This is a genomic window from Cupriavidus sp. HMR-1 (assembly GCF_000319775.1).
Classification (GTDB): Bacteria; Pseudomonadota; Gammaproteobacteria; order Burkholderiales; family Burkholderiaceae; genus Cupriavidus; species Cupriavidus metallidurans.
In genome coordinates this window covers 64,714-78,867 of the sequence record NZ_ANKP01000024.1, presented here as the reverse complement: position 1 = coordinate 78,867, position 14,154 = coordinate 64,714, and the positions used below count along the sequence as shown (strand labels likewise).

Below are 14,154 nucleotides of genomic sequence, written 5' to 3'. Positions count from 1 at the left end.
TGATCTACGTCAACTCCATGTGCGGGGTGTTGGCGCGACCATGCACTGACAAAACCCTTTGGACATCAAGGGCATAAAACACGCGGAACCTCATGGGGTTCCGTTCCTACCGCACACAATAATGAGAATTCCCGCGATCACCATTCGAAAGGCCCTGCAAGGCGGATTGGCCTTGCTGACGGCCATCGGGGCGACATATGCCCTGGCACAAACCGAGCCCGCACCCTCGCCAAATGCGTCCCATCCCCAGGTCATCGACGACTTGCCAGCGAACTACGCTGCCAGCCTGGATGCCGCGACTCGGAAGCAAGTCGAACGGGGCCGATACGTAGCGCGGCTGGGCGATTGTGTCGCCTGTCACACCGGCACCGACAAGTCCAGACCGATGGCAGGCGGGCTTGCGCTGGAGACGCCATTCGGCACGCTGCATTCGACCAACATCACACCTGACCCCGAAACCGGCATCGGCAGATACAGCTTCGCGCAGTTCGACCGTGCGATGCGCAAGGGCGTGGCCGCCGACGGCCACAACCTGTATCCGGCCATGCCGTATCCCTCCTATGCCAAGCTCACGCAGGAGGACATGCAGGCGCTGTACGCATACCTGATGCACGGCGTGAAGCCAGTCCGCCAAGCCAATCAGCCGTTGGGGATGTCATTCCCCTTCAACCAGCGCTGGGGATTGGCAGTCTGGAATTGGCTGTTCCTGGACGCAAAGCCCTTCCAGACCAATGCAAAGCAGGACGCGGAATGGAACCGCGGCGCCTATATCGTGCAAGGGCTCGGACACTGCGGCGCGTGCCATACGCCTCGCGGCATTGGCTTCCAGGAGAAGACCATGTCCGATGCTGGCAGCACGGGCAAATTTTTCCTCGCGGGAGAGACCGTGGAGGGATGGCGCGCACTGAGCCTGCGCAGCCTGTGGACGCCTGAGGACACCGCCGAGATTCTGAAGACCGGGCGCAACCGGCATGGCACGGTGTCCGGAAACATGGTCGACGTGGTGCAGCACAGTACCCAATACATGACGGATGGCGATCTGACTGCCATCGGCGTCTATCTCAAGTCGCTACCGGCTGCGGGGCATGACAAGCCGATGCAGGTCGCACAGGGGCCCGCGCCCGCCATCGCGCCGCGCGCGTCAAAGGCCGCATCGGACGTTGTACCGGCCACCGCATCTGGAGCGCCCGCCGACCTCTATACCTCGCGCGGTGGATTGGGATACCTGCAGTTCTGCACCGACTGCCATCGCTCGGATGGTGCCGGGGTGTCAGGCGTGTTCCCGGCGCTTGCGGGCAACCCGGTACTGATGTCCGACGACCCCTCGACGCTCGTTCATATCACGCTGACGGGCTGGCGTTCCGCCCAGACTGCCGACAATGCCCGCGTCCTGAGCATGCCGGCATTCGCCCGCCTGAGCGACCAGGAAATTGCCGAGATCCTGAACTTCACCCGCAGAAACTGGGGCAACGCCACCGCCAAGCCGATCGCGGCAGCCACGGTGCGGAGTATGCGCAAGCAACTCGACGTCCGTAAGCTTGACGACAGCAAGTTCGAGACCCCGCGCATCGCCAACATCCTGAAGGAGTCCAACGCCACGCAGCTGGTTCTTGGTGCCCGGCTGAACATCAACACGCACGAGATGCTGCCCAGGAATGTGGGCAATGCGCTGAACTGCGCGAGTTGCCACCTGAATGCCGGGACCGTCGCAGATGGCTCGCCGTATGTTGGTGTGTCCGCGTTCTTCCCGAGCTACGCGCCGCGCGCTGGCCGGGTCATCACGCTGGCAGACCGTATCAACGGTTGCTTCCTGCGATCGATGAACGGCAAGCCGCTGCCGCTCGACTCCGAGGAACTCAAGGCGATGGTCGCTTACTTCGACTGGATGAAACGCGAGACCAAGCCAGAGGACAAGGTCGAAGGCCGCGGTGTCGGCAAGATTGACCGCCGCCTGGTACCGAACGTGGAAAACGGCAAGAAGATCTACGCAGTCCAGTGCGCGCTATGCCACGGTGACGGCGGCGAAGGCATCAAGAATGCCAACGGCAAGTGGGTCTATCCGCCGCTGTGGGGCGACGAGTCCTTCAACATCGGTGCGGGTATGGCGCGAACCTATACGGCAGCGGCCTTCGTCAAGCGCAACATGCCCATCGCTTTCCATAATGGCTTCCCCTTGGGCCAGGGCGGGTTGACCGATCAGGAAGCCGTGGATGTCGCCGAGTACTTCACCCACATGCCCCGGCCAGACTTCGCGGCCAAGGTCAAGGATTGGCCCAACGACAAGAAGCCGGCCGACGCGCGTTACTAACGTCTCTCGGCTGGCGCGGCCCCGACGTAAAAACGTTGGGGCCGCCGACGCCAGATGCCGGAAACACACGCGGTCAGGAGGGATAGGATTTCGGCACAGTGTGAGCATCGCGTGCCCAGCGTGTCATCAGGTGCATGGAAGCTCTCGGGATGCCAGAAAGCCTGCAGAACTGCGTGCCTTGGTGGGCGATCCTCTCTCCACCGAACGGCCTCCAAACCTGGGATTCTTGGCCCGCCCTAGAGGATTCGAACCTCTGACCGCTCGCTTAGAAGGCGAGTGCTCTATCCAACTGAGCTAAGGGCGGCGCGGCCTTGCCATTGCGGCAAGGCGTGCATTCTACCGCAGCACGAATGCCGCGCACAGGACACTTCGTCTGCTTTACGAAGGCTCGCGTTCGCGTTCGCGCACGCGCGGGCGACGCGGCATTCCCGTGAACTCCTCCGCATCGTGCGAGGAAACGCAGTTCCGCCCCATCTGCTTGGCGTCATAGAGCGCGCGATCCGAACGACGCATGACCGCGTCGGCGTTTTCGCCCAACTGCCATTCCGCCATCCCGATGCTGACCGTGTAGGCGATCGGGTCTGGCTCGGATGGACATGGTGTCGCCCGCACCAGCGCGCTGAGCCGGACGCTGATGGCGCGGCCCGTCTCCAGTCCGGTGGCAGGCATCACGATCGCGAACTCCTCGCCGCCGAGACGGCCAATCACTGAGCCGGGCGCCGCCACCTTGCGCAGCAGTCCCGCGAAATGGCGCAGCACGCTGTCTCCAGCCAGGTGTCCATAGAGATCGTTGATGGCCTTGAAGTGGTCCAGGTCCATGAACGCCACGGTAAGTGGCTTGCGCGAGCGCTCCGCCTGTTTGCAGGCAAGTTCGAGTTCTTCCCAGAATGCGCCACGAGATAGCACATCGGTTAGATCGTCGTGCCGCGCACGACGTTCGATGATCTGGCGCAAGCGGTCATGGGCCATCAGCGCGAAGCTGACGGCCAGCCCCATCACGCCGAACACGAACCAGACGGTCATGCTTTCGTGACGATCAACCATCGGCTGCGTATGGCCGTCCATGAGCGCGACGAACATCGGCCATGCCTCCGCACCAGCCAGTACCGCGCAACCAAGGGACAGGACGGATAACGAGAGTGCTGCCAGCCGACCCGTGCCGCGCTTGTGCGGCACCAGGGCAACCGTGATCCGGGCAATTTCCAGTAGCAGCAGGGTCTGGATCGACGTCGTGGCAAGCTCGAGCCAGGCGAGTGTGCCGGCCGGCACATGCCCCAGGCCCATTTCGACAAGCCCACCGGCCGCATAAACCGTCAGCGCAGCCAGCCCGGGGAGGTTCAGCACACCAAGCACCACGCCACGACCACGCTTGCCCGCGAAATGCCGCGTGCCGTAGACCATCATCGACAGACCCGCGGTAAGGGCGAACTCGGGGAGCGCCACCAGCGGCCAGTCTGGCCGGTATGCGTGCGCGGCCTGAAGGACCACGGCCAGGGTCACCAACAGATCGCCGAGCGCCCACGATGTGAGCCCGCTACGCTCCATACCCGCAGAGCGCCGCAGCACGGCACAGACGATCGCCATCTGCAGCGCTATCAAGCCTGCGATCAGCACTACCACCTGCGACTGAAACATCTCAATTCCCGTTCCAAAGGTGTCGCCATGCTCCGCACGGCAATGGCGCACCTTCTGATTCCGGCCCGCGACAAGCCGTCATATTTTGTTTTCCGCAGGTCCGGCTGCCCGGGCGCCGTGGCACAGCGTGCCGGGCCGGGCATGGCTCAGGCGTGCCCCAGCCCAATCGCATCGCTCGCGGGGCTGTCTCGCCATAGTTGTGATAGTCGGGACCAGGTCCGTGTGAATACTGCAATGCCAGGCGCGAAGCGCCAGGTCGGACCGTTACGGTGTGCGGATTATGTCAGCGCGCCGCACCAAGTCAAGCCAAAACCGAACCCGCCTGAAGCAGGGTGCGTGGCCAGAGAATCAACCGGCACATCGGGCAACCGACGACATGCCGAATAGAATATCTTTCACGGCACAATTGACCTCGCTGGCAACACCGCGATAGAATCGCCGGCTTCGGAGCGTAGCGCAGCCTGGTAGCGCATCTGATTTGGGATCAGAGGGTCGTAGGTTCGAATCCTATCGCTCCGACCATATTTGCAGGCAGTTTTAGGTAGAAGATTGAACGGCTTACGCCTCACGGCGTAGGCCGTTTTTTCTTGCCTGTCGTACGCCTCCCCATATCGTTGATGTCGTGCCGGAGCACGCGCAACACCGTACGGAGGCCGCTGCACCGGTCCTGCCCGCGCAGTACCATACGCAGAAACCAACCCTATAAAGTGCATCATGCGTTACGTAAAGGCCATCGTCTCCGTACTGATCTGCGTTACTCTCGTCGGCCTGCTGGCCCGGCAATTGCCGCAATACGAGGAGGCCATCATCATGGTCGGCTTCGCTGCCGCAGTCGTGCTGGCGCGCTGGCTGGTCCGGAAACCGTAGCACGTTACGCGTCAGAAGGCGCAATGACAGCGACTCAAAATGAAACTTGCACTGCACAATCAGCTGCTTGTCGCGCCTCGGCCATTTGATGCGCCGATGTCGCGCCGCAACACGGTCCCAGGTAGCTGACGACGTACGATCCTCCGCGTCCGATGCTGCGCCTGCGATCGTGCTATAATCCCGCGTCAGTTTGGGGTATCTGAGCATGCCCTGTAACCGGGTCGGCGCCGCCAGGCGCACTGGAACATTTGGCCCCCACACCCCATATCGGGGGAGTTGGGACCGGTCAGACCCGGAAACACATTGCCCGCCTTTCCCCGTGACGCACACGGTCGCGCCGTTGTGGCACGCCCGCGGGTGAACGTCCTCAGGGTCCCCTCGATCCCTTTAACTCATGCAGCCTAGGGTGCTGCCGCAAAGGAAAACAGATTGGCTAAGGAAGAACTCATTGAATTTGGCGGCGTGGTGTCGGAAGCCCTGCCCGATAACCGTTATCGCGTCACGCTGGAAAACGGCGTGGAAATCTGGGCATACGCCTCCGGCAAGATGCAGAAGCACCGCATTCGTATCCTGGCAGGCGACCGCGTGACCCTGGAAATGTCGCCCTACGACCTGACCAAGGGCCGTATCAATTTCCGCCACAAATCCTGAGTTCGATCCTGTCACGCGGCTGACACAGCCGCTACGGACACTGACGGGCTATCCGGGGGCAATCCCGCCGGATAGCCCGTTTTTGTTTGCGGCGACCGCCGCCTTGATGGCGGCAGCCCGTTTCACCATACTCAAGGCTCGTACGAAGCCCCTGCCCCGAACATGAACCTGATTCTGTGGCGCCACGCCGAGGCGGAAGACCTGCCCGACGTTCTGAGCATCTCGCGCTCGGCCGACCTTCAGCGACCACTGACCCGCCGCGGACGCAAGCAGGCCGAATCATCGGCCGCGTGGCTGCGCGCCCGTCTGCCGGCCGACTATCGGGTTGTCTGCAGTCCCGCGCTGCGTACCCGGGAAACGGCGGCCGCACTGACGGGCAAGGCCGAGATCCTCGATGAACTCGCCCCAGGAGCAGATGTCGGCGCCGTGCTTGCGGCGATCGATTGGCCGCAAGGGCACGAATACACCGTCGTCGTGGGACACCAGCCCTGGATCGGCCAACTCGCCAGCTTGCTGCTGGCCGGGCAGGAGATCAACTGGAGCGTCAAGAAGAGCGGCATCTGGTGGCTGACTGCCCGCACCCGCGAAAGCGAAGCGCAGGTCGTGTTGCGCGCGGTGATCCCGCCCGAACTTCTCTAGCACCACCTCCAATTCCGACACCCGCAACTGAACAGTTGCCTGGCACGTCTTCCATCTGGACGTTCACATTTCGGATATCGGCGATAGCCGCGAAACGGCTCCCTATCTAAGGTTGCAGCCTTAGCAATCAATGTACCGCGCACGCAGGCGCGTGGCCGTCACTGAAGCGTCACCATCAATTCACGGCGCTGTCACCCGGCATCTCTACATTGTTTCAAAGCCGTTTCGTCACCGAAAGGACACACCTGATGCGAGACCTTCCGACGCCTACCCAGCCGCTCTTCGACTCCTTGCCCACTGGCCTGACCGGCCAGTCGGCGCGGAGGCGTCTTCCTCGTCAGCCAACACAACGCCAAGCCGAAACACAAGTTGCAACGCCTGCTTTCAGCGTGGCGTGGGCGCGTCACCAGGACGAAGTAGCCGAGGCCCAGCGCCTGCGCTACAAGGTCTTTGCCGAGGAAATGGGCGCGCGACTGCAATCGTCGGCCACTGAAACCGATGTCGACATGTTCGACGCCTATTGCGACCACCTGATCGTTCGTGATCAGGAGACGCTGAGGGTGGTGGGCACCTATCGCGTGCTGCCCCCGCATCAGGCCAAGCGCATCGGCTGCCTGTATGCCGAATCGGAGTTCGATCTGGTTCGCCTCTCGCACCTGCGCCCCAAGATGCTTGAACTGGGCCGCTCCTGCGTGCATCGCGACTATCGCTCGGGCAGCGTCATCATGGCGCTGTGGGGTGGGCTCGGCGAGTACCTGCAACGCTACAACCTCGAAACCATGCTGGGCTGCGCCAGCGTGCCGATGAGCGATGGCGGCCACTACGCTGCCAGTCTCTATCGCCTGTTCGCGGAAAAATCGCTGGCGCCGATCGAGTACCACGCCTTCCCGCGGGTACCGCTGCCGGTCGAAGACCTGAACCAGACGCTGGACGTCGAACCGCCGGCGCTGATCAAGGGTTATCTGCGCCTGGGCGCGAAGATCTGCGGCCTGCCCGCCTGGGATCCCGATTTCAACGTGGCGGATTTCCTGACGCTGTTGCGCGTACGCGACATGAATCCGCGTTATGCACGCCATTTCCTGGGCCTGAATCGCGACTGATCCCGGTCGGATCGGCAGATCCTCTGACCTCGCAAACAAAACGGCGACTCCCAGGAGTCGCCGTTTTGCATCGCAGGCCACGTCAATCTGAGACCCGCGATAGCTTCGCTCAGACACGCCTAAGACCTACCTCAGACGTAGACCACCTTGTACCGCTTGCCGATGCGCTCCCACTCATCGGCCTCCTGCGCCAGGCTGTATTCGACGAGCGGATTCATGTCGATCCACGACTTCGGCAACCGCACTTCAAACCCTTCGTCGAGTTCGTCGGAGCGCTGGCCAACCTGAATCTCGGGCAGCTTCACATCGGCACGCCGACGGCACAACACGAAAGCGAGTCGAAGACTGAACAGCATGCGCCAGTCGAGAAACTTTCCGCTGCCCGAGAGCTTGCTGAGCTTGCTCGCGTGTCCTAGCAGCAGCGTGGCAAGACGCGCCTGATCGGTCTTCGAGAACCCGGGCATATCAGCATGCGTCGCGATGTAGGCCGAGTGCTTGTGATAGCCGCTGTGCGAAATCGTCATGCCGATCTCATGCAGGCTTGCGGCCCAGCCCAGCAGTGCCAGGTTATCGGAGCGACGCTCGTTGGGCGGATCAGGAAACTGCGAAAGCAGGTCGCGCGCAGCCAGCCCTACCCGGCCGGCCTGCGCGCGATCAACGCCGTAGCGGCGCATGAACTGATCCACGGTGACCGTGCGCATGTCCTCGTGATGACTGCGGCCGAGCAGGTCGTACAACACACCGAGCCGCAACGCGCCATCAGTCACGTCCATGCGATCGAGATCGAGTTCCGCGAACACGCCAAGCATGATCGACAAACCACCCGGCAGCACGGGAATACGGTCTGCCTTGAGGCCGGCGAGCTTCACGCGGTTGGCGTTCTCGGCCTTGATCAGCGCGCGCTTCAGCCGCTCCAGACCGTCACGCGTGATGCCATGCTCGGAAGCACTGTCATTCATGCCGTTCAGCTCGATCAGCTCGGCCAACGCCCTCGCCGTGCCCGACGAGCCCACCGCCTGCTGCCAGCCTGCAGCCCGATACTGGCGGACCAGCACCTGGATCTCGCGACGCGCGGCAAGCTCGGCCTGCTTCATCGCGTATTCATCGACGTTGCCGCTTGGAAAGAACTGGCGGCTGTGAGACACGCAACCGATGTAGAGGCTTTCCATCAACTTCGACTGGTAGCCGCTACCGATGATGAACTCGGTGGAGCCGCCGCCGATATCGACGACGAGTCGGTTGCCCTGGCAGGCGGGCGCGTCGTGCGAGGCGCCCAGGTAGATCAGTCGCGCCTCTTCCCGACCGGCAATGACTTCGATCGGGAACCCAAGCGCCGCCTCGGCCTCGATCAGGAATTCGGAGGCATTCTTGGCCACACGCAGCGTATTTGTCGCCACGGCGCGTACCTGGTCGGGAGAGAAGTCACGCAGGCGGTCACCGAAGCGTCGCAAGGCCTCGATGCCACGGCGGCGGGCCGGCTGGTCCAGATACTTGTCAGGGGTCAGGCCGGCGGCCAGGCGCACCGGCTCACGGAGCGCGTCGACCTGGAAGATCTGACTGGCGGGGCCGGAAGCCGTAGGGGTTTCATCCACCCGCCCAATCATCAGGCGGAAGCTGTTGGAGCCCATGTCGACGGCGGCCAGCAAGCGGGGAGTCTGTGTCATTGCGTCTGTCAAGCGCGAGCTAGGCTCTGGTGAGCCAAACTCGTAAGATTATGTCGTAGCCATGTCCGCATCATGACAAAATCAAAGTGTCATTAAAATGACACGATTCTATGAAAAAGTCGCCACATCGCCAAAATAAGGTCATAGACATGTCGACGACGCCGCCCGGCACGCTTCTCAATCGCGAGTTGGGCATTCTGGAGTTCAATGCGCGCGTGCTCGCGCAGGCCGCCGACCCTAATGTTCCCCTGCTGGAAAGGCTGAAGTTCATCTGTATCGTATCCAGCAACCTGGACGAATTCTTTGAGATCCGGATGGCGGGTCTGAAGGAACAGATGCGGGAAAACGCATCGGGCCTCACGCCCGACGGTCTCTCATTCCTGCAAACCTACCAGCTTGTCACCGAGCGCACCCAGCGACTGGTTGCCTCGCAGTATGACATGCTGCAGAACGTGATTTTCCCCGCGCTGGAGCAGGAAGGTGTGTTCTTCCACCTGACCAGCACCTGGACCGAGCAGCAGCGCGCCTGGGCGCGCGATTTCTTCGTGCGCGAGCTGGGCCCCGTGCTCACGCCGATCGCGCTCGATCCGGCCCACCCGTTCCCGCGCGTGCTCAACAAGAGCCTGAATTTCGTGATCGAACTGTCCGGCAAGGACGCGTTCGGACGCGATGCCGATCTTGCCATCGTTCAGGCCCCGCGCGCGCTGCCTCGCGTGGTGCGCATGCCCGAGCAGCTTTCGGGGTATCCGTACGGGTTCGTGATGCTGTCGTCGTTCATGCAGGCATTCGTGCATGAGCTGTTCCCCGCAATCGAAGTCGAAGGCTGCTATCAGTTCCGCGTAACGCGCAATTCGGACCTGTTCGTGTCCGAAGACGACATTACCGATCTCCGTGAAGCACTCCAGGGCGAACTGCCGACACGTCACTTCGGTGATATGGTCCGCCTCGAAGTGTCGTCTGACACGCCGCCCGCGCTGACGCGCCGGCTGCTGCTCGAGTCCGGCCTGACCGAACAGGATCTGTACCGCGTGAGCGGTCCGGTCAACCTGGCGCGGTTGATGCAGATTCCCGACATGGTGGACCGCCCTACCCTCAAGTACACGCCCCATGTGCCGGCAGCTGTCAAGGCGTTTCCGGCGGGTTCCAACATGTTCGACGTGATCCGTCAGCGCGATGTGCTGCTGCATCACCCGTACGAAAGCTTCTCATCTGTGCTCGACCTGCTGCAGCTTGCCGCCAACGACCCGAACGTGGTGGCAATCAAGCAGACTGTCTACCGCACCGGGAACGAATCTGCGGTGATGGAAGCGCTCATGACCGCGGCGCGCAACGGCAAGGAAGTGACGGTAGTGGTGGAACTGCTTGCGCGGTTTGACGAAGAAACCAACATCAACTGGGCCGAACGGCTGGAATCGGTTGGCGCCCACGTCGTGTATGGCGTGGTCGGCCACAAATGCCATGCCAAGATGCTCCTGATCGTGCGCCGCGAGCCGGCCACGCCCAAGGCGAAGCACTTCATGCTGCGCCGCTACGTCCACCTTGGCACGGGCAACTATCATCCGCGCACGGCCCGGCTGTACACCGACTTCGGGCTGCTGACGGCCGACGAAAAGATCTGCGAGGACGCGCATCACGTGTTCCAGCTTCTGACGGGCACCGCCGGCACGATCCGCCTGAATCACCTGTGGCAGTCGCCGTTCACGATGCACAGCAACCTCGTCGAGCACATCCGTGCCGAGGCCCGCAACGCACGCGCGGGCAAGCGGGCGCGCATCATCGCGAAGATGAACGCGCTGCTGGAGCCGACGATCATCGAAGAGCTGTACAAGGCATCGCGTTCCGGCGTGAAGATCGATCTGATCGTGCGGGGCGTTTGCGCGCTTCGCCCAGGAGTGCCGGGGATGTCCGAGAACATTTCGGTACGTTCGATCGTCGGCCGCTTCCTCGAGCACCATCGTGTCTACTACTTCCATGCCGGTGGCGATGACGTGCTGTATCTGTCGAGCGCTGACTGGATGGACCGCAACCTGTTCCGCCGCGTGGAGGTAGCTTTCCCGGTACTGGATCGCACGCTCAAGGCACGCGTGATCAAGGAAGGTCTGCAGGTGCATCTGCGCGACAACGCCTCGGCGTGGATCATGCAATCGGACGGCGAGTATGTGCGCAAGCCATCGCGCGCCAAGGAACAGCGCGTAAGCCAGGTGGAGCTACTGGAGAGGTTCGGCACCTGAACGGCGCACCTTGCAAGCGAAAGGGCCGCTTCCCGAAAGGAAGCGGCCCTTTTTGTATCGGATTCGCCTGAAGCAGCGTGCCGTTGACGTCAGGCCGCGTGGCGCGGGGCATCGCCCAGTTGCGGCATCGGCTGCGCCGACTCAGGCTCATACCCGCTGCGATCCACCGGGAACACGATGCGGAACGTGCTACCCCGCCCCACTTCGCTGGTCACTCGCAGATCCGCGTGGTGACGCGACAGGACGTGCTTGACGATCGCCAGGCCCAGCCCCGTGCCGCCGGTATCCCGTGAGCGGCTGCGGTCGACGCGATAGAAGCGCTCGGTCAGGCGCGGGATATGCTCGGGCGCAATCCCAAGCCCGGTATCGCTCACCGAGAACACCGAATGCCCGTCCGTGTACGTCATACGGATGGCAATGCGCCCGCCGTCCGGCGTATAGCGCACCGCGTTCGACACCAGATTGCCAAGCGCCGACAGCAGTTCGCCCTCCGAGCCGCGCAGCACCACGGCGGTATCGATCTCCGTGTGGATGTCGTGGCGCCCCTGGGACAGCGCCTCGGCGTCATGTACGAGGTGAGCGGCAAGCCCACCGACGTCCACCGGATCAAGTGTCGGAGGCTGGACATCCGATTCCAGCTTGGCCAGCGCCAGGAGATCCTCGACGATATGCTGCATCCGCATCGACTGCACCAGCATCATATCGATGTAGCGCTTGCGATCTTCCTCCGACACCGGCAGGTCGCGAACGGTCTCGAGAAACCCGGTCAGCACGGTCAGCGGCGTCTTCAACTCGTGCGAGACGTTGGCGACGAAGTCCCGGCGCATCGCCTCGGTGTTCTCGACCTTGGTGATGTCCTGCGTCAGCACGAGCTTGCGATTCTCGCCGTAGGGAAGAATCTGTACCGAGGTGCTGCTGCGCTTGTGCTCGCCCATATCACGCATGATCAGGGGCTCGTCATAGCGTTCGCGCGTCAGGTAGTGCACGAACTCCGGGCGCCGAATCAGGTGCGTGATGCGCTGACGCACATCGCGCTTCGCGTTGAGGCCGAAATGCTGCTCGGCCACGTCGTTGCACCATTCGATCTGGTCGGCGTCGTCGAGCATCAGCACGCCATAGGGCGATGCCTGGATGGCCTGGATAAAGCGGGTGTGCTGCTGCTCCACCTGCAACACCTGGGTGCGCCAGCGCTTCACCAGACGGTGCAGGCGATAGTAGACCTCGCCCCACAGACCCAGCGCGCTGGGGATCTCGCCGTATGCGGGCGCGTCCAGCACCTTCCAGAGCCGGTTGATCTGGAACAGGTAGTAGCCGAGCAGCAGAAACAGCGAAATGCAGAGGAACAGCAGACCGGAGACAGGGCCGGCAAAGACGTACAGTCCGGCGGCGATGACCGTCAGGCTGACGAGAATGGCCACGGAACGGGCCCAGATGACATTCATGCGAGGGTAGGAAGTTCGAGCGGCGGTCGCATTGCGACGGAGTTTGCCACGAAACAGCCGTGGCCTGCATGGTCCTTTTCGACCGGACGGGGCCCTCGCCGCACCGCCGCCGGCCGGTTACGCTCAGTGGCTTGGCGATCGCGCCAGGCGATAGCCGCTGCCACGCACGGTTTCGATCATGTTGCTGTATCCACCCGGGGTCAGCGCGGCGCGCAGGCGCTTGATGTGTACGTCCACGGTCCGTTCTTCCACAAAAACGTGGTCGCCCCAAACCTGATCCAGCAACTGTGAGCGACTATGCACACGCTCCGGATGCGTCATCAGAAAGTGCAGCAAACGAAACTCTGTCGGCCCCAGATCCAGCTTGATCGGACCACCGTCATCCTGACCGGTAACGCGGTGCGTGGCCGGGTCAAGACGCAGGCCGTTGATCGCCACCACGTCGTCGGTCAGCTGCGGCGCGCGTCGGCGCAACACCGCCTTGATGCGGGCCAGCAGTTCCTTCGGCGAGAACGGCTTGGTCACATAGTCGTCCGCACCAGCTTCGAGGCCCATCACCTTGTCCTGCTCCTCGCTGCGCGCGGTGAGCATGATGATCGGGATCTGCTTGGTGCGATCGTTGTTGCGCAGCTCCTTGGCGAAGGTGGCACCCGATTTGCCCGGGAGCATCCAGTCCAGCAGCACGAGATCCGGCAGCACGTCACTCATCAGCGACAGCGCCTGCTCGGCGTTGTATGCGCGGATGGGATAGTGCCCGGCGTGCTGCAGATTGACGGCAATCAACTCGGCGATTGCCGGTTCGTCTTCGACAACGAGAATACTGCTTGGCATGTAATTGTTCTCCGCAAACTCAGTCCAGGCGCGTTATCAGCTTAGCGCTTCGCGCTCCATGTCCTCGCGCGAGGCATGACGAACGTCCGTGCCCTTTACGATGTAGATGATGAATTCTGCAATATTCTTCGCGTGATCGCCGATACGCTCGACGGCCTTGGCGATGAACAGGAAGTCCAGCGCCACCGAGATCGTGCGCGGGTCTTCCATCATGTAGGTAATCAACTTGCGCACGAAGGCCCGGAATTCCTCGTCGATGGCCTTGTCGTCCTTCACGATGCGCGCGGCGGCCACGGTATCCAGCCGCGCGAAGGCATCCAGTGCCTGGCGCAGCAGCGTGATGGCCATCTCGCCGGACAGCTTCACCTCGGCGTAGTTGATCGTGTGGGCCGCGGCATCTTCCATGATGTGCTTGGTCCGCTTGGCGATCTTCTCGGCCTCGTCACCGGCGCGCTCGAGATTGGTGATCGTCTTCGAGATCGCCATCACCAGACGCAGGTCACGCGCGGTGGGCTGGCGGCGCGCGATGATGTTGCCGCAATCGGCATCGATCTCGACTTCAAGCGCGTTGAGCTGCTGCTCGCGGGTGATGACCTGATCAGCGAGATCGCCGTCGAAGTCCGCCAGCGCGCGCATGGCGAGCTCGATCTGGGACTCGACCAGACCACCCATCTGCAGCAATTTGGTGTTGATCGCGTTAAGGTCTGCGTCGAACTGGGTCGACAGGTGCTTGTCAGTCATGGTGTTCTCCTGGCCGCTAATCGTATGCTAAGCGTGGATGCTCGA

Annotated in this window: 11 protein-coding genes and 2 tRNA genes; 7 read left to right on the top strand and 6 right to left on the bottom strand. The window is 62.5% G+C overall.

All coding sequences use genetic code 11. The annotated features are described in order from the left end of the window. The first annotated feature begins 121 nt into the window (after nt 1–121). Nucleotides 122–2,308: a c-type cytochrome gene (locus D769_RS02245; protein ID WP_008641679.1), complete on the top strand. Its 2,187-nt coding sequence runs from the start codon at nt 122–124 to the stop codon at nt 2,306–2,308. Between the two features lie 227 nt (nt 2,309–2,535). Here D769_RS02245 and D769_RS02240 read toward each other — a convergent pair. Together D769_RS02240 and D769_RS02235 are read right to left on the bottom strand one after the other, a co-directional pair. Then, nucleotides 2,536–2,612, bottom strand: a tRNA-Arg gene (locus tag D769_RS02240). A 74-nt stretch (nt 2,613–2,686) separates the two neighbouring features. Then, nucleotides 2,687–3,943 (bottom strand): GGDEF domain-containing protein, encoded by a 1,257-nt coding sequence (locus D769_RS02235; RefSeq protein ID WP_008641677.1) that lies wholly within the window; start codon nt 3,941–3,943, stop codon nt 2,687–2,689. Between the two features lie 445 nt (nt 3,944–4,388). Here D769_RS02235 and D769_RS02230 point away from each other — a divergent pair. The 5 genes from D769_RS02230 to D769_RS02215 all read left to right on the top strand — a co-directional run bounded on the left by D769_RS02230 (nt 4,389) and on the right by D769_RS02215 (nt 7,200). After that, nucleotides 4,389–4,465, top strand: a tRNA-Pro gene (locus tag D769_RS02230). A gap of 192 nt (nt 4,466–4,657) precedes the next feature. Further along, nucleotides 4,658–4,810: a hypothetical protein gene (locus D769_RS32185; RefSeq protein WP_008641675.1), complete on the top strand. Its 153-nt coding sequence runs from the start codon at nt 4,658–4,660 to the stop codon at nt 4,808–4,810. 429 nt (nt 4,811–5,239) lie between these two features. Beyond that, on the top strand, nt 5,240–5,461 hold the full coding sequence (infA, locus tag D769_RS02225) for a translation initiation factor IF-1 (protein WP_008641674.1): 222 nt from the start codon (nt 5,240–5,242) through the stop codon (nt 5,459–5,461). Between the two features lie 162 nt (nt 5,462–5,623). Then, entirely contained in the window at nt 5,624–6,100 is a 477-nt protein-coding gene (locus D769_RS02220) for a histidine phosphatase family protein (RefSeq protein ID WP_008641667.1), read from the top strand. 248 nt (nt 6,101–6,348) lie between these two features. Beyond that, nucleotides 6,349–7,200 carry a GNAT family N-acetyltransferase gene (locus tag D769_RS02215; RefSeq protein WP_081596761.1) on the top strand — a complete coding sequence of 284 codons (852 nt, stop codon included), beginning with the start codon at nt 6,349–6,351 and terminating at the stop codon, nt 7,198–7,200. 131 nt (nt 7,201–7,331) lie between these two features. Here the strand turns inward: D769_RS02215 and ppx are convergent, their stop codons facing one another. Next, nucleotides 7,332–8,864: an exopolyphosphatase gene (ppx, locus tag D769_RS02210; protein ID WP_008641665.1), complete on the bottom strand. Its 1,533-nt coding sequence runs from the start codon at nt 8,862–8,864 to the stop codon at nt 7,332–7,334. Nucleotides 8,865–8,974: 110 nt separating this feature from the next. Here ppx and ppk1 point away from each other — a divergent pair, with 110 nt between their 5' ends. Continuing rightward, nucleotides 8,975–11,095 (top strand): polyphosphate kinase 1, encoded by a 2,121-nt coding sequence (gene ppk1 / locus D769_RS02205; RefSeq protein ID WP_080709698.1) that lies wholly within the window; start codon nt 8,975–8,977, stop codon nt 11,093–11,095. 89 nt (nt 11,096–11,184) lie between these two features. Here ppk1 and phoR read toward each other — a convergent pair whose 3' ends face one another. The 3 genes from phoR to phoU all read right to left on the bottom strand — a co-directional run bounded on the left by phoR (nt 11,185) and on the right by phoU (nt 14,109). Then, nucleotides 11,185–12,537, bottom strand: a complete 1,353-nt coding sequence (gene phoR, locus D769_RS02200) for a phosphate regulon sensor histidine kinase PhoR (RefSeq protein WP_008641663.1) — start codon at nt 12,535–12,537, stop codon at nt 11,185–11,187. A 123-nt stretch (nt 12,538–12,660) separates the two neighbouring features. Beyond that, nucleotides 12,661–13,368: a phosphate regulon transcriptional regulator PhoB gene (gene phoB, locus D769_RS02195; protein ID WP_008641662.1), complete on the bottom strand. Its 708-nt coding sequence runs from the start codon at nt 13,366–13,368 to the stop codon at nt 12,661–12,663. Between the two features lie 36 nt (nt 13,369–13,404). Next, complete coding sequence (gene phoU / locus D769_RS02190) at nt 13,405–14,109, bottom strand: phosphate signaling complex protein PhoU (protein WP_008641661.1); 705 nt, start codon at nt 14,107–14,109, stop codon at nt 13,405–13,407. Between the last annotated feature and the right edge of the window lie 45 nt (nt 14,110–14,154).

Bases quoted from the DNA above. Each gene is read 5' to 3' on its own strand.
- D769_RS02245 (WP_008641679.1), top strand. From the start codon at position 122: ATGAGAATTCCCGCGATCACCATTCGAAAGGCCCTGCAAGGCGGATTG.
- D769_RS02235 (WP_008641677.1), bottom strand. From the start codon at position 3,943: ATGTTTCAGTCGCAGGTGGTAGTGCTGATCGCAGGCTTGATAGCGCTG.
- D769_RS32185 (WP_008641675.1), top strand. From the start codon at position 4,658: ATGCGTTACGTAAAGGCCATCGTCTCCGTACTGATCTGCGTTACTCTC.
- D769_RS02220 (WP_008641667.1), top strand. From the start codon at position 5,624: ATGAACCTGATTCTGTGGCGCCACGCCGAGGCGGAAGACCTGCCCGAC.
- D769_RS02215 (WP_081596761.1), top strand. From the start codon at position 6,349: ATGCGAGACCTTCCGACGCCTACCCAGCCGCTCTTCGACTCCTTGCCC.
- ppx (WP_008641665.1), bottom strand. From the start codon at position 8,864: ATGACACAGACTCCCCGCTTGCTGGCCGCCGTCGACATGGGCTCCAAC.
- ppk1 (WP_080709698.1), top strand. From the start codon at position 8,975: ATGAAAAAGTCGCCACATCGCCAAAATAAGGTCATAGACATGTCGACG.
- phoR (WP_008641663.1), bottom strand. From the start codon at position 12,537: ATGAATGTCATCTGGGCCCGTTCCGTGGCCATTCTCGTCAGCCTGACG.
- phoB (WP_008641662.1), bottom strand. From the start codon at position 13,368: ATGCCAAGCAGTATTCTCGTTGTCGAAGACGAACCGGCAATCGCCGAG.
- phoU (WP_008641661.1), bottom strand. From the start codon at position 14,109: ATGACTGACAAGCACCTGTCGACCCAGTTCGACGCAGACCTTAACGCG.